This window comes from Acidovorax sp. (assembly GCF_034519795.1).
Lineage (GTDB): Bacteria > Pseudomonadota > Gammaproteobacteria > Burkholderiales > Burkholderiaceae_C > Acidovorax.
This window is the reverse complement of record NZ_JAXHOB010000020.1, coordinates 808,223-829,809: the sequence shown is the minus strand read 5'-3', so window position 1 is coordinate 829,809 and position 21,587 is coordinate 808,223. Positions and strand designations below refer to the sequence as shown.

Here is a 21,587-nt window from a genome sequence, read left to right as displayed (position 1 = left end):
GGCTCCTGTGCTGCGCGCATTCAGCGCAAGCTCTGTTGCGCCGGAGCGGCAGTATCCCGGTCGAAGGCGCCGCGTTCCCGCCACAGCGTCGTCACTTCCAGGCCCAGTTTGCGGACCAGTGAGCGCTCGTCCACGGTGGTGTTGTCCATGCGCAGCCGGCCCCGCACCTCGAAGTAGGCCGAGGCGATGGCCAGGTCATTGGTCTCGAACGGGACTTTGCCCAGCGCCTCGACCACTTCGGCCATGGAGCGGAAATGCTTCGACTCGCGGGCCTGCACCAGCTTCTGGGCGCCGGCCATGTCCAGCCCGTCGATGGCGGCCCAGACCACGTCGATGCCGGCGGTGTTGAGATTGACCGGCGTGCGCACCGGCAGGATGGTGACATGGGGCAGCAGCGCCGCGATGGTCGGCGGCGACAACCCCAGCCAGCCCAGCTGCGACACCGTCTGGGGCATGAGGGGGGCGCTGCCATCGGCCCCCGTGCGGGCCTGGGCCTTGCGCAGGTTCTCCACCAGCAACGCCAGCTCCTGCGAGGGCAGCCCCAGCCGCTCGAACAGGCGGGTGAACTGTTTCAAGGCCCCGGCCTGCACCTGCCCGCCTTCGGCCAGGCTGGTGATGTTCAGGCGCGATTGCAGGTCGGTGATCTGGCCCGAGAGAAAGGCATCGGTGGTGTCGGTGCTGGCGTCGTCCACCTGGGCCACGCCGCGCTCGGCCGCGAGGAAGCTGGACAGCCGGGCTTCCTGCAGCGGCACGGACCAGGGCTCGGCCAGGTGGTCGGCGCCGCCGGCACGGCCATCCTCGCGCAGGATCAGGCGCGACCAGTCCAGCGCCCCGACCAGGATCCAGGCGGCCTGCACGCGGGCGCGCTCGGCGGTCTCGACCTCGATGGCGCGCCATTGCTGCCACAGGGAGGCGGCGGCGAAGGTGGCCACGAGCGTGACGGTGAGCATGGCCGCCAGCAGCGCCGCGCCGCGCTGGGCCCGCGCTGGCCGTTGCCGGGTGTGCGGTGTGCGGCGCATCAGGTGCGTCCTCCGCCCAGGGTCGGGTTGACCCAGTCGCGCACCACGGCGCCGCTCAGCGCCTGGCCGGAAGACAGGGTGACCTGTACCCGCACCCCGTCGGGGAGGGCGGTGGCCGGGCTGCCCGGGGTCTGGCCGGCGCTCGACAGCGGGTTGGACCAGGCGCCGCCGCGGAAATAGAACAGCTGCCAGCTGCTGATGCGCACCAGGCTGATTTCGTAGCGTCGGGCCTGTTCGTCGGGCGTGCGCGCCCACTGCTCGGCCAGTTGCCAGGCCTGCTGCCATTCGGTGCGGTTGCGCACGGGCGGGGATTGCCAGCGCACCCATTGGCCTCCCCCTTCCACGCCCGGCATGTCGCGCCGGGTCCAGGCCACCACCAGCGCGCCCTCGTCGGGCACGGCCGTGGTGCGGCGCGTGATGCGCAGCACCTGCCCGTCCCAGTCCATCGGGGTGGTGTTGGCCAGCGGCAGGATGGCATCGAGATCGGCGCCCCATTGCGCCAGGGCCGACTGGATCACCAGCATCTCGTCGGCGCGCTGGCGCGTCTGCTCCTGCGCGCGCACCATGCCATCGATGCCACGCCAGCTCATGATGGCCAGGATGGACATCAGCGCAATCGCGACCAGCAGCTCGATCAGCGTAAAGCCGGCCAGGGCGGTCGGCGGTGTGCGGTGCTTGCGGCCTGGCACGGCCAGCCGCTGGGTGGGGGGCGTCAGCCTGCAAGCCATGTTCAATAGCGCCCCAGGATGGTCGAGATGCGCAGGATGGAGTTTTCCCCGTCGAGCACCTGGGCATCCACGCGCCGAAAGCTCGGGTTGGGCGTGGGCCGCACGATCAGGCGCACATCCAGGCGCCGGCCCGCCTGCTCGCAGGGCTGGGTGCTGTCGCCGACGCTGGGCATCTGGCGCGAGAGGCGCATGCGCACCAGCTCGTTCTCGGCGCACAGCTGCGCCAGCACGATGTCGGACTGGCGCAGCGCATTGCGCGTGAGGGCATTGGTGGACTGCAGCCCGGCCATCAGCGCAATCGCCACGATGCTCAGGGCCACCAGCACCTCCACCAGCGTAAAGCCCTGCTGGTGTGTGTTCAGGGGGGCGCGGGTCATTGCACCGACTCCACGCTGAAAGGCCGCAGCCCGTCCGTCACCACGCGCAGGGCCTGGTCGGGATGGTCCTGGTGCGTGAGCAGCACCTGCTGCGCACCGATCACCGGCTCGGGCCCGAGCAGCAAAACGGCATTGCCCCGCACCAGGGTGCCACTCGCCAGCCACCGGTGCGGCAGGGCATCGGGCGGCAGCCCCTCGAAATTGAAACCTTGCGGCCCACCGCGCCAGCGCACCGGCACGCCACTGGCCCGCGACTGCGCCCGCCCCGACTCCAGCAGGGCCGCCAGCCGCGCCGCCTCCCGCTCCAGCTGCGTCTGCCCGTTGTCGCGCAGCGCCAGCGAAATACCCGCCGTCGCCAGCGCCATGATGCTGATGACCACCAGCAATTCGAGCATGGTGAATCCGCTCGCACGGCGTGTCATGGGCTTACCCAGCACTGATGGACGCGCATTGCGCGGCTCCAGAAGTCATGGTGGCGACGGAGTTCCTTTTCAGGGCGAAAAGAGGGTTCCATGGGGCATGGTTGCAACGGTCGCGGCGCCGCCCGAGGGCGTGCGGCCGCCGCGCCGGGCCGCCCCAAGCAAGGCCCGGCCCCCTCGGGGGGCAGGGAGCGACACGCCAGTGCGCGACCGTGGGGGTCACGGCTACTGCCAACTGCCGATATCGGCATCCTTGCCTTCGCCGCCCGACTGTCCATCGGCACCGAAGGACATCACGTCGATCTCGCCCTTGATGCCGGGGTTCAGGTACTGGTAGGGGCGGCCCCAGGGGTCGTTGTTGAGCTTTTCGAGGTACAGCTTCCAGTTGCCGGGGATGGGGCCGGACGTGGGCTTGGCCACCAGCGCCTGCAGGCCCTGTTCGGGCGTCGGGTAGCGCTGGTTGTCCAGCCGGTACAGCTTGAGCGCCTGCATGATGTTGGTGATGTCGGTCTTGGCGGCGGTGCTGCGCGCGTCGTCGGCGCGGTCGAGCACGTTGGGCACGATCAGCGCTGCCAGCACGCCGATGATGACCACCACCACCATCAGCTCGATCAGGGTGAAGCCCCGGGCCAGGCTGCGGCGTGCGCAGCGCAGGGAGGAGGGTGAGGACAGGAAAGAGAGGGTGTTCACTGCAGGCGGTCTCGCTAGGGTCGTATCGGGTGAATCATAATCCCCGCATGGTGACCAATTCATACAGCAAATGGGGCGTGCGCCTGGGGACTCTGGCGCTGTGGGCTGCGGCGGGCGCCAGCGTGGTCTATTGGGGGCTGCGCCTGTCGAACCGGCCGGTCGCGCAAACCGTGCCGGCTGCGGCGTCCATGGCGGCGATACCCGATGCCCAGGCGGTCGCGCGCGCACTCGGGGCCATGCCCGCTGGCGCGGTGGTGGCCGTGGCGGCGCCGGTGGCCTCGCTGGCCAGCCGGTTTGCCTTGATTGGCGTGCTGTCCGGGCGCCACAGTGGCGGCGGCGCCGCGCTGATCGCGGTGGACGGCAAGCCCGCCAAGCCATTTCGCGTCGGGACCGTGGTGGATTCCGGCATGGTCCTGCAGGCGCTGAGCCCGCGCCAGGCCCAATTGGGGGCCGATGTCGGTGGCCCGGCCATGCTCACGCTGGACATGCCGCGCAAGAACTGACCCCGAAGGGCGGGCAGGCGCCGGTGCGAATCCGGCGCTTTCAGGGCTTGCTTCTCCTTACCGTGCTGGCTGTTGGTATTTTGCCACTCTAGGGGCGGTCCCTGGGGCTTCGCAACAGGCTCTTACCTCAGCTGCACTGTATTCCACTCACCCCAGGCGGGGGCATGCACGGGCCATTGGTCGGCCTGTGGCGTGGCATCTTCTCCATGGCGCAGCAACCAGTCCACGCAGCGGGCCACGCCGGCATGGGTGAGCCACACCGCATGGGCCAGGCCGGCGGCCTGCGCCGCAGCCCGCGCGCCGTGCAGGGCATGGGCCACGCGCTCCAGCATGTCCGCCAATGGTTCGCCGCCGCCGGGGCGGTGGTGGGCGAAGTCGGCAGTCCAGGCATCGATGTCGGCCTTGGCGAGGCTGTTCCAGGTGCGGCCCTCCCAGGCGCCGAAATCCATCTCGCGCAGCCGGGCGTCGGGCAGCGGTTGCCAGTCGGGGCGGGCCACCTGCACGGCCTGGGCCAACTGCACACACCGTTGCAGGGGTGAATGCCAGACGAGTGCGGGGCCCGGCAGGGCCTGGCCCAGACGCTGGGCGCAGGCCTGGGTAGGGGCGCGTTCGGCGGGCATGTCCAGCATGCCGTAGCAGGTGCCCGGGGCGACCAGCGGCGGCGCGTGCCGCACCAGCCAGAGCTGCACGTCGCGGCCCTCAGCCATGCCCCAGGGCCAGCGCGGCGCCCAGGTAGAAGCCGATCTCGCCGATTTGCTGCGTGGCGCCCAGGCAGTCGCCGGTGAAGCCCTGCAGGCGCCGAGCAAACCACCGGGCCATCCAGGCCGCGCCCAGCGCGCTCAGCGTGAAGGCAGCGAGGCTGATGGCCGTGGAACTCCAGAACCAGGCCAGCGCCAGCGGGGCCACGCACCAGGCGGCAGCCACCAGCAGTGCCGTGCCGGTGATCTGGTCGGCCAGCGGCTTGCTCTTGGAGCGCACGGTGTCGCCCACATGCAGCAGGCGGCGCACGATGAACAGCGGCCACAGGCGCGACAGCACATGCCCGCCCACCAGGGCCGCCAGCGCCGTGGTCAGGCCGTGCACGCCGAGCAGCGCCAGCAGGCTCACCTTGGCCAGCAAGGCCAGCACCAGCGCCATGGCACCGAAGGCACCGACGCGCGAGTCCTTCATGATGTCCAGCGCCCGTTCGCGGTCATAGCTGCCGCCCAGACCGTCGGCCACGTCGGCCAGGCCATCCTCATGGAAGCCCCCGGTGAGCAGCACCGTGGCCACGGTGCAGAACACGGCTGCCACGGCCGGGCCCAGCGGGTTGGGCGCCAGGGCCAGTGCCAGCGCCGCATACACCCCCGCCGCCACGGCCGCCGCGAGCCAGCCCACGCCCGGCAGGTGGGCGGCGCTGGCGCGCAGCATGGCGGGGCTGAAGCCCACCCAGCCGGCCAGCCGCCCGGTGACCGGGATGCGGGTGAAGAACTGCACGGCCAGCAGGTAGTGGCGCAGGGCTTGCATGGGGGGCGCTGTGCGGGCCTGGGGGCTATTTGGCGCGCAGGAACAGGCGGTAGGCCGGGTTCAGCGTTTCTTCCACATAGGGGTAGCCCAGGGTGGCGAGGAAGGCGTCGAAGGTGGCCGAGTCCTCGGGCGGTACCTGCATGCCCACGAGGATGCGGCCATAGTCCGCGCCCTGGTTGCGGTAGTGGAACAGGCTGATGTTCCAGGTCGGCTGCATCAGGCTCAGAAACTTGAGCAGCGCGCCCGGCCGCTCGGGGAACACGAAGCGCAGCAGGCGCTCGTCCTGCGCCAGCGCGGAGTGCCCGCCCACCAGGTGGCGCAGATGCTCCTTGGCCAGCTCGTCGTGCGTGAGGTCCAGCGCACCGAAGCCGTGCTCCGTGAAGATCTGTGCGAGCTTTTGCGACTCGCCCTTGCCCTGGGCCGTGAGGCCCACGAACACATGCGCCTCGGCCGCGTCGCTGATGCGGTAGTTGAACTCGGTCACGTTGCGCGGGCCGCCGGGCAGGGCGCCCACCACCTCGCAAAAGCGCCGGAAGCTGCCGCGCTCCTCGGGGATGGTCACGGCCAGCAGGGCTTCGCGCTCCTCGCCCACCTCGGCGCGCTCGGCGACGAAGCGCAGGCGGTCGAAGTTCATGTTGGCGCCGCACAGGATGGCGGCGTAGGTCTCGCCCTCGGTCTGGTGCGTTTCCACGTACTGCTTGATGGCCGCCACCGCCAGCGCGCCCGAGGGCTCGACGATGCTGCGCGTGTCCACGAACACGTCCTTGATCGCGGCGCAGACGGCATCGGTGTCCACGGTGATGAATTCGTCCACCAGGCCGCGGGCGATGCGGAAGGTTTCCTCGCCCACCAGCTTGACGGCCGTGCCGTCGGAGAACAGGCCCACATCGGCCAGGGTGACACGTTCGTGCGCGCGTACCGACTGGATCATGGCGTCCGAGTCGTTCATCTGCACGCCGATGACCTTGATCTCCGGGCGCACGGCCTTGATGTAGTTGGCCACGCCGCTCACCAGGCCGCCGCCGCCGATGGCCACGAACACCGCGTCCAGGCGGTTGCTGCCCAGGCGCTGCAACTGGCGCAGGATCTCCATGGCAATCGTGCCCTGGCCGGCGATCACGTCCGGGTCGTCGAAGGGGTGCACGAAGGTCAGGCCTTCCTTGGCCTGCAGTTCGGCAGCGTGCTGGTAGGCGTCGGAATAGCTCTCGCCATGCAGCACCACCTCGCCGCCCAGCGTGCGCACGGCATCCACCTTGACCTGGGGGGTGGTGGTGGGCATCACGATCACGGCGCGGGCGCCGAGCTTGCTGGCGCTCATGGCCACGCCCTGGGCATGGTTGCCGGCCGAGGCGCAGATGACGCCGCGCTGCAGCTGGCCGGGGGTGAGGTGCGCCATCTTGTTGTAGGCGCCGCGCAGCTTGAAGCTGAACACGGCCTGCTGGTCCTCGCGCTTGAGCAGCACCCGGTTGTTCAGGCGGCGGCTCAGGTCGCGGGCGGGTTCCAGGTCCGACTCGATCGCCACGTCGTACACGCGGGCGGTGAGGATCTTCTTGAGGTAATCGGCGGGGGTCAGGTCGTGGGTCATGGCAGGGGACAGGCTCCAGGCTCCCGGCTCGGGTGTGAGCGGGGCACACATCATAGATTTCCTGCGCCCGGGATGCAGGCGGTGCCGAGTGCCCCGTCCGGGCAAAAAAAAAGCCCCAGGCCGCAAAGCCCGGGGCTGAATCCATCCTTTGAGGAGATGGAGGAGACAATCGGCGCGTTGGAGGTGGTGGAACATTTCCAGCACCTGTCCCTTTTCGATAAAAGGGCAACGCATGGCGCAATATTAGCGCGAAGGATGCTGCGATGCAGCAAAATCCACCGACTTTTTTTGGAGTGGCCTGCCCATTTCGTGAAAAAAGCCACGTTTTTTGATGAATCACCGAGGAGAAACACACATGGAATGCACAGTCAGCTGGACCGGCGGCGCCGGAACCCGCTCGGGAATGGGGTTCGTGGCGGAAACCGGCAGCGGCCATGTCCTGGCGATGGACGGCGCGCCCGACAGCGCCAACCCGGCCAATGGCGGGCAGAACCTGGCACCCCGGCCCATGGAGACCGTGCTGGCCGGCACGGGGGGCTGCACAGCCTACGATGTGGTGCTGATCCTCAAGCGCGGGCGCCACGACGTGCGCGGCTGCAGCGTCAAGCTCACCTCCGAGCGCGCCGAGGTCGATCCCAAGGTGTTCACCCGGATCCACATGCAATTCACCGTGACTGGCAAGGGCATTCCCCCCGCCGCCGTGGAGCGCGCGATTGCCATGAGCCACGAAAAATACTGCTCGGCCAGCATCATGCTGGGCAAGACGGCCGAGATCACCACCGGCTTCGAGGTGGTGGAAGCCTGATACGCCTGGCGCCACCCATGAAGTGGGCGCGCCCAAGGCGGCTCAGGGGGGCTTAAATGCGGTGTGCCGTGGTCGTCATCACCTTGGCGGCGGCCCGCATCAGTGCCTGGACCGGCGGTGGCAAGACCGTGGCGCCTTCGGCCAGGGCCTGTGCCGCGTGGCGCTCCTCGTCGTCCTTCATGCGTGCCACCACAGCGCGCGAGGCCAGGTCCTGTGCCGGCAGGCGCGCCAGGTGCCCCTGCAGGTGGGCCGCCACCTGGTTCTCGGTTTCCGCCACGAAGCCCAGGCTCACCCGGTCACTGACCTTGGCCGCCACGAGGCCCAGTGCGAAGGCCCCGGCAAACCACAGGGGATTGAGCACGCTGGGGCGGGCGCCCAGGGCGTCGAGCCGCTCCCGGGTCCAGGCCAGGTGGTCGGTTTCCTCGCGCGCGGCCTCCAGCAAGTGGCCGCGCAGGCGGTCGTCGCGGGTGACGGCCGCCTGCGCGGTGTACAGCGCCTGCGCGCAGACTTCGCCCACGTGGTTGACGCGCATCAGGGAGCCTGCCAATTCACGCTGCGCAGGGGTCATGGCACCCTCCGCGTGGCCGGCGGCGGGGGAGGTTTGCGAGGCGCGCGGTGTGGCAAAAAGGGTGCGCAAGGCGTTGTCGGCGACAGTCAAGAAGGCGTCCATGGCAGGCGGGGGTGAGGATGGATGTGGAAACATGTGTTGCAAATCGACACGAATGGGTGCGGGCCAAAAAACGGCCGAAAGGCACTTCGCTGGTGCATCGGTGGTGGATTTTGCCGGGGTGCACTGAAATGTTGCAACACTGCAACGAAATCTCCCTTTCGGCTCGATTGTGGGTGAATTCCTTTGCGAAACGGGGCGGCCTCTGGTGCAATAAGAACAACTTCCCCACCAGGAGGTTGGCCCGGGGAACCGGCGGGACTGAGCAGGTGCAAGGCACTCCTAGACCCCCCGTACCGGCGCCCTATGTTTAACCTTGGAGTAACTCGCAATGAAAAAATCCCTGATTGCCCTGGCTGTGCTGGCTGCTTCCGGCGCTGCAATGGCTCAATCGTCCGTGACTCTGTTCGGTATCGTCGACGCGACGTATGCCTACGGTAACGGCAGCGTTGCTAACCGCTCGCAACTGACGAACTCCGGCTACAACAGCAGCCGCCTGGGTTTCCGCGGCGTTGAAGACCTGGGCGGTGGCCTGTCTGCTTCGTTCTGGCTGGAAGCCGGCCTGGTCAACGACGACGGTCGTGGCGGCGGCACCAACACCAACAACCAAGCCACCGGTGGCAACAGCAACGGCGGCCTGACGTTCAACCGTCGTTCGACCGTCAGCCTGAACGGCGGCTTCGGTGAACTGCGTCTGGGCCGTGACTACACCCCCCAATTCTGGAACCTGACCGTGTTCGATCCGTTCGGCACGAACGGCGTTGGCACGACCCAAACGCTGAACTCCAGCCTGGGTGGCCCAACCACCGTGCGCGCTTCGAACGCCATCGGCTACTTCCTGCCCCGCAACCTGGGCGGTTTCTACGGCCAAGTGCAGTACTACCTGGGTGAAAACCTGAGCAACGTTGCCAACAAGAAGGACGGCAACGGTCTGGCACTGCGCGCTGGCTGGGCCAACGGTCCTGTGAACGTGGCAATGGCCGTTTCGCAAACCAAGTTCCTGAACGCCGACATCAAGGCCTGGAACCTGGGTGGCCAATACGACTTCGGCTTCGGCAAGCTGCTGGCCCACGTCAACCGCGACGACGTCAAGAACGGCAACGAAGGCACCGGCTGGCTGATCGGTGGTCTGATCCCCGTCGGCGCTGGCGAAATCCGCGTTGCTTACTCCACCTACGAAATCGAAGTTGCCAACGCAGCTGACCCACGTAGCAACAAGTTCGCTCTGGGCTATGTGCACAACCTGTCGAAGCGCACCGCCGTGTACGCTACCGCAGCTGCTGTGAAGAACAAGAACGGCGCCGCTCAAGCTCTGAACGGTTCTGTGACTGCAGCTGGCCGCAACTCCAGCGGTTACGACTTCGGTATCCGTCACAGCTTCTGATATTGACGGCTGGCTATATGCCAGCCATCAATGGATGAATACAAAAAAGCCGCCTTCGGGCGGCTTTTTTTATTGCCATTGCAGATTCGTTTTATGGTGTTGCGCGGTGGATTTGCGCGCGTGCTGCAAAGGGGTGGATATTTTCCGGTGAAGTCGTGGATATCCTACTCTTGCGTGCTCAGGGCGCAACCCAGCGTTTGGCCGTGTGTTGGGTGCAATGGCGCGGTGATGCCCGCAATAGGGGCGCGGCGCGGGTCGAAGGGGCAAAGCTGCGGGCCAAGGGCGCGTATCGGTGCAAATGCCCTGATCCAGGCCCTGTCGTGCCTGTTGATCCATCACCTGTTGGCGCAATCGGCCCGTGCGGTGTTGGCACTTTACTTGCATGTCAATGCGCTTCATCGGGGCATAAATAGTCCCTCGGGGAGGGGCGGGATTCAGGGATTTCCCGTTGGCCGATGGCCGCTATTTACTGCATAGTAAAACTTTTACATTGTTGAAGAGGTTTCATGAAACTCAATCTCAGCCTGCTGTCGATTGCCGCAGCTGCCGCCATGCTGATGGCCACGGGTGCTAATGCCAAACCATTCAAATGGGCGAGCCAGGGCGAAATCGCCACGTGGGATATTCATTCCCAAAACAACGCGCTGCAAAACGGCATCCATGCCAATGTGTACGAGAGTCTGGTGTACTACAACAGCAAGACTTTCGAGGTGGAGCCTGTGCTTGCCACGGCCTGGAAGGAAGTGACCCCCACGCAGGTGCGTTTCACGCTGCGCCAGGGCGTCAAGTTCCATGATGGTTCGGCGTTCACTGCCGACGATGCCGTGTACTCGCTGCAGCGCGCCATGGCCAAGACCTCCAACTTCACGCCCTACGTGCAGGGCATCAGCAAGGTCAACAAGGTCGATGCGCAGACCGTTGACGTCATCCTGACGGCGCCCAACCCCGTGCTGCTGCGCCAGATGACCGAGCTGCGCATGATGAGCAAGGCCTGGGCCGAAAAGAACAAGTCCGTGGAACCCAAGGACATCAAGGGAACGGACGAGAACTTCGCCCACCGCAACGCCATGGGCACGGGGCCCTATACGCTCGACTCCTGGCAGCCCGACGTGAAGATGGTGTTCAAGCGCAACCCCAACTGGTGGGGCAAGATGGACGGCAACGTGACGGAGATCGTCTACACCCCCATCAAGTCGGCCGCGACCCGCATCGCCGCCCTGCTCTCGGGTGAGGTGGACATGGTGCTCGACCCCGCTCCCCAGGATCTGGGCCGCCTGCGCCAGGACGCCAACCTGAAGGTGATCGACGGCCTCGAAAACCGCACCATCTTCCTGGGCATGGACCAGTTCCGCGACGAACTGCCAGGCTCCAACGTCAAGGGCAAGAACCCCCTCAAGGATGTCAAGGTGCGCAAGGCCCTGTACCAGGCCATCGACACCGCCGCGCTGGAGCGCGTCACCCTGCGCGGCCTGGGCAAGCCCACCGGCACGCTCGTCGCACCGCAGGTGGCCGGCTACACCGAAGCCGTGGGCAAGCGCTTCCCCTACAGCGTCGATGCTGCCAAGAAGCTGCTGGCCGAAGCCGGCTACCCCGAGGGTTTCGAAGTCGACTTCGCCTGCCCCAACAACCGCTACATCAATGACGAAGCCGTCTGCCAGGCCGTCACCGCGATGTGGTCGCGCATCGGCGTGAAGGCCAAGCTGCGCACGCTGCCGCTGGTGACCTACTTCCCCATGATCCAGCGCAACGAAGCCAGCATCTACATGCTGGGTTGGGGCGTGCCGACCTTCGACGCGCTGTACAGCCTGCAATCGCTGGTGCGCAGCGTCGGCCAGGGCGGCGACGGCAATTACAACGTGGGCCGCTACAGCAACCAGCGCATGGACTACCTGGTGGACCGCGTCAAGGCCGAGACCGATGCCCCCGTGCGTTCGCGCATGATGACCGAGGCGCTGCAACTGTCCAACGACACGGTCTCGCACATTCCTCTGTACGACCAGGTGATCCCATGGGCCGTGAAGAAGAACATCGAGCTGGTCCACCGCGCCGATAACCGCGTGGACATGCGTTTGGTCAAGGTGAACTGATCTATCCTTGCAGATGGAGAGCAAGGGCCTTCCGGCCTTTGCTCTCCTTGGTTTTTTTCGACACGATCCCCACGAGCGCCGCGCCACCAAAAGTGGCCAAGGCGTCCCATCGAATACACACTCGACTCTCTGATGCTTGCCTTTATTTTGCGCCGCCTGATCCAGGCCGTGATCGTCATGGTCGCCGTGGCCTTCATCTCCTTCATGCTGTTCCAGTACGTCGGAGACCCCGTGGTGTTCTTGCTGGGCCAGGACGCAACCCCCGACCAGATCCGCGAACTGCGCGTGGCGCTGGGCCTGGACAAACCCTTCTTCGTGCAGTTCGGCCACTTCCTCGTGAATGCCGCACAAGGTGAATTCGGCCTGAGCCTGCGCCAGGGCGCCAAGGTCTCGCGCCTGATTGCCGAGCGCTTTCCCGCCACCCTCGAACTGGCCCTGGTCGCCGCCGTGCTGGCCCTGGTGATCGGCGTGCCCATGGGCGTGTATGCGGCGTTGAAGCGCGGCACCTTCACCAGCCAGCTGTTCATGACGCTGTCTCTGCTGGGCGTCTCGCTGCCCACCTTCCTGATCGGCATTCTGCTGATCCTGGTCTTTGCCGTGCACCTGGGCTGGTTCCCGAGCTTCGGGCGCGGCGAGGTCGTGCAGATGGGCTGGTGGAGTACCGGCCTGCTCAAGGCCAAAGGCTGGCACCACATCATCCTGCCGGCGGTGACGCTGGCCATCTTCCAGCTCACGCTGATCATGCGCCTGGTGCGCGCGGAAATGCTGGAGGTGCTGCGCACCGACTACATCAAGTTCGCACGCGCCCGCGGCCTGTCCAACCGGGCCATCCACTTCGGCCACGCGCTCAAGAACACGCTGGTGCCCGTGATGACCATCACCGGCCTGCAGCTGGGCGGCCTGATCGCCTTCGCCATCATCACCGAGACCGTGTTCCAGTGGCCGGGCATGGGCCTGCTGTTCATCCAGGCCGTGACCTTTGCCGACATCCCCGTGATGGCCGCCTACCTGTGCCTGATCGCCCTGATCTTCGTGGTCATCAACCTGGTGGTGGACCTGCTGTACTTTGCAGTGGACCCCCGTCTGCGCGTGGGCAAGGCCGGAGGCCACTGACATGCAGGCTCCCCGACTCAAGGCGGGCGGCCGGGCCTTTGCGCACATCGCCCACTTCCATCCGGAGCTGACGGCCCTGCGCCGCGACCTGCACGCGCACCCCGAGCTGGGCTTCGAAGAGGTCTACACCGGTGCCCGGATCAAGGAGGCGCTCAAGGTCTGCGGCGTGGACGAGATCCACGACGGCATCGGCCGCACCGGGCTGGTGGCGGTGATCCGCGGGCGCAGCACGGCCAGCGGCTCCATGGTGGGCCTGCGTGCCGACATGGACGCGCTGCCATTGACCGAGCACAACGACTTCTCCTGGAAGTCCTGCAAGCAGGGCCTGATGCACGGCTGCGGCCATGACGGCCACACGGCCATGCTGGTGGGCGCCGCGCGCTACCTGGCCGAGACGCGCAATTTCGACGGCAAGGCCGTGCTGGTGTTCCAGCCCGGCGAGGAAGGCTTCGCCGGTGCCCGTGTGATGATGGAAGACGGCCTGTTCGAGCGCTTCCCTGTGCAGTCGATCTTCGCCATGCACAACTGGCCGGCCATGGCGCCCGGCACGGTGGGCCTGAACTCCGGCGCCATGATGGCGGCGGCCGACCGCATCACCATCGAGATCACCGGCCGCGGCGGCCATGGTGCGCATGCCTACCAGACGGTGGACGTGATGCTCGTGGCCGCGCACATCATCACCGCCGCGCAGACCATCGTCTCGCGCAACGTGCGCCCGCTCGATGGCGCCGTGGTCAGCCTGTGCGCCATGCAGGCCGGTGACCTGGGGGCCTTCAGCGTGCTGCCGGGCTCGGCCACGCTGGTGGGCACCGTGCGCACCTTCAACCCCGTGGTGCAGGAGATGGTCGAAAAGCGCCTCAAGGAGCTGTGCAGCGCGATCGCGCTGGGCTTCGGTGCCACCGCCACCGTGCACTACGAACGCATCTACCCGGCCACCATCAATTCCGAGGACGAGGCGCTCTTCGCGGGCAACGTGGCCGAATCGCTGATCGGCGCCGACCACGTGGTGCGCGACCTGGAGCCCAGCATGGGCGCCGAGGACTTCTCCTTCATGCTGCAGGACAAGCCCGGGGCCTACCTGCGCATAGGGCAGGGCACGGGCGCCAGCGGCAGCGCGCTGCACAACAGCCGCTACGACTTCAACGACGACATCCTGCCGCTGGGCGCTGCGCTGCATGCCAGCCTGATCGAGCAGGCGATGCCACTGCCCACGCTCTGACGGAGCACCAGGTACCGGCGCCTTTTTTCCCCTTGTACCGCCACCCCCTTTCACCCACCAGGAGCATTGCATGACATTCCAGAAAAAAATCGCCATGACGGCCTTGTTTGCCGCGCTGGCTGCATCCAGCGTGGTGGCCCATGCGCAGACCATCCGCGTGGCCAACCAGGGCGATTCGCTGTCCATGGACCCGCACTCGCTCAACGAATCGCTGCAGCTGAGCGTCACCGGCAACGTCTACGAGCCGCTGGTCGGCCGCAACAAGGACCTGAGCCTGGCCCCGGCCCTGGCCACGAGCTGGAAGCAGACCTCCCCCACCGTGTGGCGCTTCGAGCTGCGCAAGGGCGTGCAATTCCATGACGGCACCCCCTTCACGGCCGACGACGTGCTGTTCAGCTTCGCCCGCACCCAGGTCGAGGGCTCGGACATGAAGAGCTACACCAACGACTTCAAGGAAGTGCGCAAGATCGACGACCACACCATCGAGATCGAGACCAAGAGCCCTTTCCCCATCCTGCCCGACGTCGTCTCGCTCGTGTACATGATGAGCAAGAAGTGGTGCGAGACCAACCAGGCCATGGTCCCCGTGGACCGCCGCAAGGGTGTGGAGAACGCGGCATCGTTCAAGGCCAACGGCACGGGCCCGTACCGCCTGCGCGAACGCCAGCCCAACGTGCGCTCGGTGTTCACGCGCAACGGCACCTACTGGGGCAAGATCGAAGGCAATGCCACCGAAGTGGTGTTCACGCCCATCGGCAACGATGCCACGCGCGTCGCGGCCCTGCTCTCGGGCGAAGTGGACGTGATGGAGCCGGTGCCCGTGCAGGACATCGACCGCGTCAACACCAGCGCCAACACCCGCGCCATCACCGGCCCCGAGCTGCGCACCATCTTCCTGGGCATGGACCAGAAGCGCGACGAACTGCTGTACTCCAACGTCAAGGGCAAGAACCCCTTCAAGGACAAGCGCGTGCGCCAGGCCTTCTACCAGGCCATCGACATCGAAGGCATCAAGAAGACCGTGATGCGCGGCGCTTCCAACCCGTCGGCATTGCTCGTGGGCCCCGGCATCAACGGCTTCCAGCCCGATGCCAAGCGCCTGCCCTACGACGTGGAAGCCGCCAAGAAGCTCATGGCCGAAGCCGGCTACCCCAACGGCTTCGAAGTCTCGATGAACTGCCCCAACGACCGCTATGTGAACGACGGGCGCATCTGCCAGACCGTGGCGGCCAACCTCTCGCGCATCAACGTCAAGATCAACCTGCAGGCCGAGACCAAGGGCACCTACTTCCCCAAGATCCTGCGCCGCGACACCAGCTTCTACATGCTGGGCTGGACGCCTGCCACCTACGACTCGCACAACGCCCTCAATGCGCTGGTGGCCTGCGTGGACGACAAGGGCACGGGCCAGTTCAACCTGGGTTCGTACTGCAACCCCAAGGTGGACGAGCTGACCAAGAAGATCCAGGCCGAGACCGACAAGGTCAAGCGCAACGCCATGATCAAGGAAGCCTTCGACATCCATGCCGCCGATGTGGGCACGCTGCCGCTGCACCAGCAGGCACTGGCCTGGGGCGTGAGCAAGAAGGTCACGCTGGTCCAGCTGGCCGACAACTTCATGCCCTTCAAGTGGATGAGCATCAAGTAACAGCCCCCGGCAGTTGAGTTAACAAGTCAGTTAGAGACGGACATTTCAGCAGACAGCCACCACGACCGCTACCCGCGCCGTGCGTGCTGTCTGCCCACTGGTTTCCCACAATGAAAACAACCCTTGCCCGCTGGTTTGACAGCGACGTTGGCTACAGCTTTCGCACATCGCCCATGGCGATGGTCGCGGCGGCGATCGCCCTGATATGCCTGTTTTGCTCCCTGTTTGCAGGATGGGTCGCTCCCCACAACCCCTTTGACCTGGCGACGCTGGAGCTCAGCGATGCACGCCTGCCCCCCGCCTGGATTGCGGAGGGCTCCATGAAATACCCCCTGGGCACCGACGACCAGGGGCGCGACATTCTCTCGGCGCTGATCTACGGCGCCCGCATCTCCCTGGTGGTGGGCTTCGCCTCGGTGCTGCTGTCCGTGGTGGTGGGTGTGGCCTTCGGCCTGCTGGCCGGTTTCCGTGGCGGCTGGATCGACGCGGTGCTCATGCGCCTGTGCGACGTGATGCTGTCCTTTCCCGCCATCCTGGTGGCCCTGCTGATCGCCGGCGTCGGCCGGGCGCTGTTCCCGAATGCCCACGAGTCGCTGGCCTTCGGGGTGCTCATCATCTCGATCTCGCTCACCGGCTGGGTGCAATACGCACGCACCGTGCGCGGCTCCACCCTGGTCGAGCGCAACAAGGAATACGTGCAGGCCGCCCGCGTCACGGGGGTCTCGTCGCTGCGCATCATGCGCAAGCATGTGCTGCCCAACGTGATGGGTCCGGTGATGGTGCTGGCCACCATCCAGGTGGCCACCGCCATCATCACCGAGGCCACGCTGTCCTTTCTGGGCGTGGGCGCACCGCCCACCTCGCCATCGCTGGGCACGCTGATCCGCATCGGCAACGATTACCTGTTCTCCGGCGAGTGGTGGATCACCGTGTTCCCCGGCGCCATGCTGGTGCTGATCGCTTTGTCCGTGAACCTGCTCGGCGACTGGCTGCGCGACGCACTGAACCCGCGTCTGCGCTGAACGAGAAAAAGAAAAGCGGTATTCCCATGAGTCTTCTAGAAGTCAAAAACCTCGTTGTCGAATTCCCGAGCCGCCGCGGTACCCTGCGCGCCCTGGACGACATTTCCTTTTCCATTGCACCCGGCGAGATCCTGGGCGTGGTGGGAGAGTCCGGCGCGGGCAAGTCGCTCACCGGTGCGGCCATCATCGGCCTGCTCGAACCCCCGGGCCGCGTGGCCTCGGGCCAGATCCTGCTGGAGGGCCAGCGCATCGACAACCTCAGCAACGACCAGATGCGGCACATCCGGGGCCGGCGCATCGGCGCCATCTTCCAGGACCCGCTGACCTCGCTGAACCCGCTGTACACCGTGGGCCGGCAGCTCACCGAAACCATCCTCGCGCACCTGCCGGTGAGCGCCGCCGAAGCGCGCCAGCGCGCCATCTCGCTGCTGCAGGACACCGGCATCCCCGCCGCAGCCGAGCGCATCGACCACTACCCGCACCAGTTCTCGGGCGGCATGCGCCAGCGCGTGGTGATCGCCCTGGCCCTGGCGGCCGAGCCCAAGCTCATCGTCGCCGACGAGCCGACCACCGCCCTGGACGTTTCCATCCAGGCGCAGATCATCACGCTGCTCAAGAACATCTGCAAATCGCGCGGCGCCGCCGTCATGCTGATCACGCACGACATGGGCGTGATCGCCGAGACCTGCGACCGCGTGGCCGTGCTGTACGCCGGCCGCGTGGCCGAGATCGGCCCCGTGCACGATGTCATCAACAAGCCCTCCCACCCCTACACCAGCGGCCTGATGGCCTCCATCCCCGACATGGCGGTGGACCGTGAACGCCTGAACCAGATCGACGGAGCCATGCCCCGCCTCAATGCCATCCCCAAGGGCTGCGCCTACAACCCGCGCTGCCCCAAGACCTTCGACCGCTGCATGGTGGATCGCCCCGACCTGATGCCTGCCGGCTCCACCCGCGCGGCCTGCTGGCTGCACGCCCCTGCCACGGCGGAGGTGTCCGCATGAGCGCCGTGCCTTCCACCACCGCAAGCGCCGGCAAGGCCCTGGTGCAGGCGCATGACCTGGCCAAGACCTTCGATGTCTCCGCTCCCTGGCTCAACCGCATGATCGAGCGCAAGCCGCGCACCCTGCTGCATGCCGTGGACGGCGTGAGCTTCGAGATCGAAAAGGGCAAGACCCTGGCCCTGGTGGGCGAGTCCGGCTGCGGCAAGAGCACCGTGGCGCGCCTGTTGGTGGGCCTGTACGAGCCCACGCGCGGCGGCCTGACCTTCGACAACCAGGACGCCCACGCCGCCTTCAAGGGCAACGATGCGCGCGCCATGCGCCGGCGCATCCAGATGATCTTCCAGGACCCGTACGCCAGCCTGAACCCGCGCTGGCTGGTCGAGGACATCATCGGCGAGCCGCTGCGCGAGCACGGCCTGATCACCGACAAGGCCGAACTCAAGCAGCGCGTGGGCGAGTTGCTGAAGTCGGTGGGCCTGTCGCCGCTGGACATGGTCAAGTACCCGCACCAGTTCTCGGGCGGACAGCGCCAGCGCATCTCGATCGCGCGTGCTCTGGCCACCGAGCCCGAGTTCCTGGTGTGCGACGAGCCCACCTCGGCGCTCGACGTCTCGGTGCAGGCCCAGGTGCTCAACATCATGAAGGACCTGCAGCGCGAGCGCCACCTGACCTACCTGTTCATCTCGCACAACCTGGCCGTGGTGCGCCACGTGAGCGACCAGGTCGGCGTGATGTACCTGGGCCGCCTGGTGGAGCTGGCCGACAAGCACACCTTGTTCGACCATCCGCGCCATCCGTACACGCGCATGCTGCTCGATGCCATCCCCAAGATGCACGACACGGGCAAGGCGCGCACCCCCGTGCAGGGCGAGGTGCCCAACCCGCTCAATCCGCCGCCCGGCTGCGCCTTCAACCCACGCTGCCCGCATGTGAACGACCGCTGCCGCACCGAGCGCCCGCAGCTGCTGAGCATCGGTGGCATCCGCATCGCCTGCCACGCGGTGGAGGAAGGCCGCATCCAATAATTGCTCTGCGCGCAATACCAGGGGCTCCTTCGGGAGCCCTTTTCGTTGGAATGCCCATTCGGCCCGTTTCACGGCACTGTCATCTGGCGTTTCCACCATGGCTGCTTTTGACCAATGGCTGGGAGAGCACACATGGGTAAGGGAACGACGAGCGGGGCACGCTGGGTGCGCCGGGGCGCGGCAGCGCTGGCGGTGGCAGGCCTGCTGGCCGCCTGCGGTGGATCGGACGGCGGCGGGTCTCTGGACCTGACCATTCTTCACATCAACGACAGCCATTCCACCCTGGAGTCCAAGTCCAAGACGCTCAAGCTGTCTGCGGGCGGCACCGCTGCCGTGGACGTGGCCGTGGATGCGGGCGGCTTTGCGCGCGTGACGGCGGCAATCGCGGAGCTGGCCGGCCAATCCCCCAACGTGCTCAAGCTGCATGCGGGCGATGCGATCACGGGCACGCTCTACTTCAACCGCGCCGGCGCCGATGGCGAGGCCGACGCAGCACTGATGAACACCGTGTGCTTCGACGCCTTCACGCTGGGCAACCACGAGTTCGACAAGGGGGACACCGGACTCAAGGGCTTCCTGGACCTGCTGAAAAAAGGCGCCTGCAAGACCCCGGTGCTCAGCGCCAACGTGAAGTTCGGCGCCAATTCGGCCCTGAACCCCAGCCGGGCTCCCGGCTACGTGAGCCCCTCCACCGTGGTGGAACGCGGCGGCCAGAAGATCGGCATCGTCGGCCTGACCATTGCGCAGAAGACCAAGGCATCGTCGAGTCCGGACCCGGACACCACGTTCGAAGACGAGGCCACGGCAGCCCAGCGCGAGATCGACCGCCTGCGTGGCCAGGGCATCAACAAGATCATCGTCATGAGCCACGTAGGCTATGACTACGACAAGCAGATTGCGGCCAGGCTCAGCGGCGTGGACGTGGTGGTGGGTGGCGACTCGCACACCCTGCTGGGCCCGGTCGGGCTGACCACGACCGCAGTGGGCAGCCCTGCCGGCGCCTACCCCACACGCGTAGCCGACAAGGACGGCAAGAACGTCTGCGTGGTGCAGGCCTGGGAATACTCGCAGGTGGTGGGTGAGCTCAAGGTGAGCTTCGACGGCAACGGCGAAGTCACGCAATGCAATGGCACGCCCCATGTGCTGATCGGCGACAACTTCACCATTGCCGGCAAGGCCGCCACCGATACCGAGAAGACCGCTCTGCGCGCCAGCGTGGCCGCCAGCGGCTTTCTGCGCATCACCCAGCCGTCCGCCGCCGCCACGGCCGTGCTCCAGCCCTACAAGGACAAGATCGCCGGCTTCAACGTGACCCAGGTCGCCTTCGCGCCGCAAGAGCTGTGCTCGCGCCGCGTGCCCGGCGGCGTGGGCTCGGTGGACTATGGCCGCTCCAGCGCGGCCTGCAACGCCGAAGGCAGCGTGAGCGCGCGTGGCGGTGACATCCAGCAACTGGTCGCCCAGGCCTACCTGGACGAAGCCAACCTCAAGTACGGCGGTGCCGACATCTCGCTGCAAAGCGGCGGTGGCGTGCGCATTGCGCTGCAAGGCCGGACAACGGCCGCCCAGGTGATCCAGGTGCTGCCTTTCGGCAACATGCTGTTCCGCCTGGACATCACGGGAACGGAGGTCAAAGGCATGCTGGAAGACGGCCTCGAAGCCGTGTACGGCCCCGGCGGTTCGTCGGGCCCCTACCCCTACACCGGCGGCCTGCGCTACGACGTGAATGCGCGTGCAGCCTTCGGCCAGCGCGTGACCCATATCGAGGTGCGAAACCCCGCCACGGGAAGCTGGGGCCCGCTGGACAATGCCAAAACCTACAGGCTTTTCGTGCTGAGCTTCAACGCCACCGGTGGCGACGGTTACAAGACCCTGGCCGCCGTGCCGGCCGCACGCCGCCTGGACATCGGCGTGCTCGATGCCGACGTGTTCTTCAGCTACATCGAAAAGCAGCCCAAGGATGCAGCCACCGGCCTGCCATCGCTCAAGCGCCTGCCGACCGAGCTGTACAGCACGCGCAACTTCACAGGACCGAACTGAGGGGTGGGGGCGAAAGCTCCCTGCCTGAACCCTGTACCGATGCCGGCCCCGCGCCGGCATTTTTCATGGGGCCTTCGATCCGGCGATCAGGTGTTCGCGCAGCGTAGCCAGGATCTCGTCGGACAGGGCCGGCCGCCCGGCGGCCGTGGCGCGCGCCAGCGCCAGTCCGCCGACCATGGTAGCCAGTATGTGCATGGCACGCGCCCGGCCTTGGGCACTGGGCTCGCCGTGATCCAGGCCTTCGAGCATGCGCGCAAAGCGCTCGATGTTGCGCTCGATCCCCTGCGCGAACACTTCGGACAACTCGCCGCCGGCCCGCGCCGCATCCACTGCCAGCGCTGCCGCAGGGCAACCCTCGCCCGGGTGGTCGCGGTGCTGCGGTGAGAGGTAGCTCGTCACCCGTGCGGCCAGGCCTGCGTCACCGCTGCCCATGTCCTGTCCCATGCCATCGAGCGGTGTGATCGTCCAGTCGAAGGCGCGTGCGCAGGCCTCGCGCACCAGCGCATCCTTGTTTTCGAAGTGCCGGTACAGGCCGCCATGGGTCAGGCCCGCGTCGCGCGTGATGTCGGCCACGCCAACGCCCGACACGCCGCGCTCCCGGTACAGGCGCGCGGCCGCATCCAGGATGCCCCGGCGGTTCTCTGCGGCCTGCGCCTTCGAGACTTTCATGGTGGAAACCTCTTTTTGATGATGGTCGTACGCAAAATACGCCAACGCACTTATGATGACGCCCGCAATCATAAATG

At 66.7% G+C, this 21,587-nt stretch carries 21 protein-coding genes; 11 read left to right on the top strand and 10 right to left on the bottom strand.

Going from position 1 to position 21,587, the window contains the following annotated elements; all coding sequences use genetic code 11:
* Positions 1 to 20: 20 nt before the first annotated feature.
* The 5 genes from gspK to gspG all read right to left on the bottom strand — a co-directional run bounded on the left by gspK (position 21) and on the right by gspG (position 3,233).
* Entirely contained in the window at positions 21 to 1,019 is a 999-nt protein-coding gene (gene gspK, locus U5N23_RS25120) for a type II secretion system minor pseudopilin GspK (protein ID WP_322595414.1), read from the bottom strand.
* The gene (locus U5N23_RS25115; RefSeq protein ID WP_322595413.1) at positions 1,019 to 1,747 is read right to left on the bottom strand and encodes a prepilin-type N-terminal cleavage/methylation domain-containing protein; all 729 of its coding nucleotides are present in this window, start codon (positions 1,745 to 1,747) and stop codon (positions 1,019 to 1,021) included. Before U5N23_RS25115 ends, gspK begins: the two co-directional genes overlap by 1 nt.
* 2 nt (positions 1,748 to 1,749) lie before the next feature.
* The gene (gene gspI, locus U5N23_RS25110; RefSeq protein WP_322595412.1) at positions 1,750 to 2,124 is read right to left on the bottom strand and encodes a type II secretion system minor pseudopilin GspI; all 375 of its coding nucleotides are present in this window, start codon (positions 2,122 to 2,124) and stop codon (positions 1,750 to 1,752) included.
* Positions 2,121 to 2,546 carry a prepilin-type N-terminal cleavage/methylation domain-containing protein gene (locus U5N23_RS25105; RefSeq protein WP_322595411.1) on the bottom strand — a complete coding sequence of 142 codons (426 nt, stop codon included), beginning with the start codon at positions 2,544 to 2,546 and terminating at the stop codon, positions 2,121 to 2,123. Before U5N23_RS25105 ends, gspI begins: the two co-directional genes overlap by 4 nt.
* Before the next feature lie 222 nt (positions 2,547 to 2,768).
* The gene (gene gspG, locus U5N23_RS25100) at positions 2,769 to 3,233 is read right to left on the bottom strand and encodes a type II secretion system major pseudopilin GspG (RefSeq protein WP_416208663.1); all 465 of its coding nucleotides are present in this window, start codon (positions 3,231 to 3,233) and stop codon (positions 2,769 to 2,771) included.
* Positions 3,234 to 3,280: 47 nt separating this feature from the next.
* Here gspG and U5N23_RS25095 point away from each other — a divergent pair, with 47 nt between their 5' ends.
* Positions 3,281 to 3,736: a type II secretion system protein N gene (locus U5N23_RS25095; RefSeq protein WP_322595410.1), complete on the top strand. Its 456-nt coding sequence runs from the start codon at positions 3,281 to 3,283 to the stop codon at positions 3,734 to 3,736.
* A gap of 122 nt (positions 3,737 to 3,858) precedes the next feature.
* Here the strand turns inward: U5N23_RS25095 and U5N23_RS25090 are convergent, their stop codons facing one another.
* From U5N23_RS25090 to ilvA, 3 genes are read right to left on the bottom strand one after another with little or no spacing between them, the layout of a single operon-like run.
* The gene (locus tag U5N23_RS25090; RefSeq protein ID WP_322595409.1) at positions 3,859 to 4,443 is read right to left on the bottom strand and encodes a histidine phosphatase family protein; all 585 of its coding nucleotides are present in this window, start codon (positions 4,441 to 4,443) and stop codon (positions 3,859 to 3,861) included.
* Positions 4,436 to 5,242, bottom strand: coding sequence for an adenosylcobinamide-GDP ribazoletransferase (locus U5N23_RS25085; protein ID WP_322595408.1), 807 nt, complete (start codon positions 5,240 to 5,242; stop codon positions 4,436 to 4,438). The genes U5N23_RS25090 and U5N23_RS25085 overlap by 8 nt, the downstream gene beginning before the upstream one ends.
* A gap of 25 nt (positions 5,243 to 5,267) precedes the next feature.
* Complete coding sequence (gene ilvA / locus U5N23_RS25080; RefSeq protein ID WP_322595407.1) at positions 5,268 to 6,827, bottom strand: threonine ammonia-lyase, biosynthetic; 1,560 nt, start codon at positions 6,825 to 6,827, stop codon at positions 5,268 to 5,270.
* 355 nt (positions 6,828 to 7,182) lie between these two features.
* Between ilvA and U5N23_RS25075 the strand changes: the two genes are divergently transcribed.
* Positions 7,183 to 7,632 carry an OsmC family protein gene (locus U5N23_RS25075; protein WP_322595406.1) on the top strand — a complete coding sequence of 150 codons (450 nt, stop codon included), beginning with the start codon at positions 7,183 to 7,185 and terminating at the stop codon, positions 7,630 to 7,632.
* Between the two features lie 52 nt (positions 7,633 to 7,684).
* Here U5N23_RS25075 and coq7 read toward each other — a convergent pair whose 3' ends face one another.
* Complete coding sequence (gene coq7, locus U5N23_RS25070; protein WP_322595405.1) at positions 7,685 to 8,302, bottom strand: 2-polyprenyl-3-methyl-6-methoxy-1,4-benzoquinone monooxygenase; 618 nt, start codon at positions 8,300 to 8,302, stop codon at positions 7,685 to 7,687.
* Between the two features lie 328 nt (positions 8,303 to 8,630).
* Here coq7 and U5N23_RS25065 point away from each other — a divergent pair, with 328 nt between their 5' ends.
* The 9 genes from U5N23_RS25065 (at position 8,631) to U5N23_RS25025 (ending at position 20,841) form a co-directional block, all read left to right on the top strand.
* Positions 8,631 to 9,683, top strand: a complete 1,053-nt coding sequence (locus tag U5N23_RS25065; RefSeq protein WP_322595404.1) for a porin — start codon at positions 8,631 to 8,633, stop codon at positions 9,681 to 9,683.
* Between the two features lie 506 nt (positions 9,684 to 10,189).
* Positions 10,190 to 11,770: an ABC transporter substrate-binding protein gene (locus U5N23_RS25060; RefSeq protein ID WP_322595403.1), complete on the top strand. Its 1,581-nt coding sequence runs from the start codon at positions 10,190 to 10,192 to the stop codon at positions 11,768 to 11,770.
* Between the two features lie 132 nt (positions 11,771 to 11,902).
* On the top strand, positions 11,903 to 12,883 hold the full coding sequence (locus U5N23_RS25055) for an ABC transporter permease (protein ID WP_322595402.1): 981 nt from the start codon (positions 11,903 to 11,905) through the stop codon (positions 12,881 to 12,883).
* A gap of 1 nt (position 12,884) precedes the next feature.
* Positions 12,885 to 14,102, top strand: a complete 1,218-nt coding sequence (locus U5N23_RS25050) for a M20 aminoacylase family protein (RefSeq protein WP_322595401.1) — start codon at positions 12,885 to 12,887, stop codon at positions 14,100 to 14,102.
* Positions 14,103 to 14,172: 70 nt separating this feature from the next.
* Positions 14,173 to 15,750: an ABC transporter substrate-binding protein gene (locus U5N23_RS25045; RefSeq protein ID WP_322595400.1), complete on the top strand. Its 1,578-nt coding sequence runs from the start codon at positions 14,173 to 14,175 to the stop codon at positions 15,748 to 15,750.
* A 110-nt stretch (positions 15,751 to 15,860) separates the two neighbouring features.
* Complete coding sequence (locus U5N23_RS25040) at positions 15,861 to 16,772, top strand: ABC transporter permease (RefSeq protein WP_322595399.1); 912 nt, start codon at positions 15,861 to 15,863, stop codon at positions 16,770 to 16,772.
* A gap of 26 nt (positions 16,773 to 16,798) precedes the next feature.
* On the top strand, positions 16,799 to 17,779 hold the full coding sequence (locus U5N23_RS25035) for an ABC transporter ATP-binding protein (RefSeq protein ID WP_322595398.1): 981 nt from the start codon (positions 16,799 to 16,801) through the stop codon (positions 17,777 to 17,779).
* On the top strand, positions 17,776 to 18,804 hold the full coding sequence (locus tag U5N23_RS25030) for a dipeptide ABC transporter ATP-binding protein (protein ID WP_322595397.1): 1,029 nt from the start codon (positions 17,776 to 17,778) through the stop codon (positions 18,802 to 18,804). The genes U5N23_RS25035 and U5N23_RS25030 overlap by 4 nt, the downstream gene beginning before the upstream one ends.
* Positions 18,805 to 18,936: 132 nt before the next feature.
* Positions 18,937 to 20,841: a bifunctional metallophosphatase/5'-nucleotidase gene (locus U5N23_RS25025; RefSeq protein WP_322595396.1), complete on the top strand. Its 1,905-nt coding sequence runs from the start codon at positions 18,937 to 18,939 to the stop codon at positions 20,839 to 20,841.
* 63 nt (positions 20,842 to 20,904) lie between these two features.
* Here the strand turns inward: U5N23_RS25025 and U5N23_RS25020 are convergent, their stop codons facing one another.
* Positions 20,905 to 21,510 carry a TetR/AcrR family transcriptional regulator gene (locus tag U5N23_RS25020; RefSeq protein WP_322595395.1) on the bottom strand — a complete coding sequence of 202 codons (606 nt, stop codon included), beginning with the start codon at positions 21,508 to 21,510 and terminating at the stop codon, positions 20,905 to 20,907.
* Positions 21,511 to 21,587 lie beyond the last annotated feature (77 nt).

What these genes read in the sequence shown, in the direction of transcription:
- U5N23_RS25095 (WP_322595410.1), top strand. Translation starts at nt 3,281, where the DNA reads ATGGTGACCAATTCATACAGCAAATGGGGCGTGCGCCTGGGGACTCTG.
- U5N23_RS25050 (WP_322595401.1), top strand. Translation starts at nt 12,885, where the DNA reads ATGCAGGCTCCCCGACTCAAGGCGGGCGGCCGGGCCTTTGCGCACATC.
- U5N23_RS25020 (WP_322595395.1), bottom strand. Translation starts at nt 21,510, where the DNA reads ATGAAAGTCTCGAAGGCGCAGGCCGCAGAGAACCGCCGGGGCATCCTG.
- U5N23_RS25085 (WP_322595408.1), bottom strand. Translation starts at nt 5,242, where the DNA reads ATGCAAGCCCTGCGCCACTACCTGCTGGCCGTGCAGTTCTTCACCCGC.
- U5N23_RS25075 (WP_322595406.1), top strand. Translation starts at nt 7,183, where the DNA reads ATGGAATGCACAGTCAGCTGGACCGGCGGCGCCGGAACCCGCTCGGGA.
- U5N23_RS25090 (WP_322595409.1), bottom strand. Translation starts at nt 4,443, where the DNA reads ATGGCTGAGGGCCGCGACGTGCAGCTCTGGCTGGTGCGGCACGCGCCG.
- U5N23_RS25065 (WP_322595404.1), top strand. Translation starts at nt 8,631, where the DNA reads ATGAAAAAATCCCTGATTGCCCTGGCTGTGCTGGCTGCTTCCGGCGCT.
- U5N23_RS25045 (WP_322595400.1), top strand. Translation starts at nt 14,173, where the DNA reads ATGACATTCCAGAAAAAAATCGCCATGACGGCCTTGTTTGCCGCGCTG.
- U5N23_RS25060 (WP_322595403.1), top strand. Translation starts at nt 10,190, where the DNA reads ATGAAACTCAATCTCAGCCTGCTGTCGATTGCCGCAGCTGCCGCCATG.
- coq7 (WP_322595405.1), bottom strand. Translation starts at nt 8,302, where the DNA reads ATGGACGCCTTCTTGACTGTCGCCGACAACGCCTTGCGCACCCTTTTT.
- gspI (WP_322595412.1), bottom strand. Translation starts at nt 2,124, where the DNA reads ATGACCCGCGCCCCCCTGAACACACACCAGCAGGGCTTTACGCTGGTG.
- U5N23_RS25055 (WP_322595402.1), top strand. Translation starts at nt 11,903, where the DNA reads ATGCTTGCCTTTATTTTGCGCCGCCTGATCCAGGCCGTGATCGTCATG.
- gspK (WP_322595414.1), bottom strand. Translation starts at nt 1,019, where the DNA reads ATGCGCCGCACACCGCACACCCGGCAACGGCCAGCGCGGGCCCAGCGC.
- U5N23_RS25105 (WP_322595411.1), bottom strand. Translation starts at nt 2,546, where the DNA reads ATGACACGCCGTGCGAGCGGATTCACCATGCTCGAATTGCTGGTGGTC.
- U5N23_RS25040 (WP_322595399.1), top strand. Translation starts at nt 15,861, where the DNA reads ATGAAAACAACCCTTGCCCGCTGGTTTGACAGCGACGTTGGCTACAGC.
- U5N23_RS25025 (WP_322595396.1), top strand. Translation starts at nt 18,937, where the DNA reads ATGGGTAAGGGAACGACGAGCGGGGCACGCTGGGTGCGCCGGGGCGCG.
- U5N23_RS25030 (WP_322595397.1), top strand. Translation starts at nt 17,776, where the DNA reads ATGAGCGCCGTGCCTTCCACCACCGCAAGCGCCGGCAAGGCCCTGGTG.
- ilvA (WP_322595407.1), bottom strand. Translation starts at nt 6,827, where the DNA reads ATGACCCACGACCTGACCCCCGCCGATTACCTCAAGAAGATCCTCACC.
- U5N23_RS25035 (WP_322595398.1), top strand. Translation starts at nt 16,799, where the DNA reads ATGAGTCTTCTAGAAGTCAAAAACCTCGTTGTCGAATTCCCGAGCCGC.
- U5N23_RS25115 (WP_322595413.1), bottom strand. Translation starts at nt 1,747, where the DNA reads ATGGCTTGCAGGCTGACGCCCCCCACCCAGCGGCTGGCCGTGCCAGGC.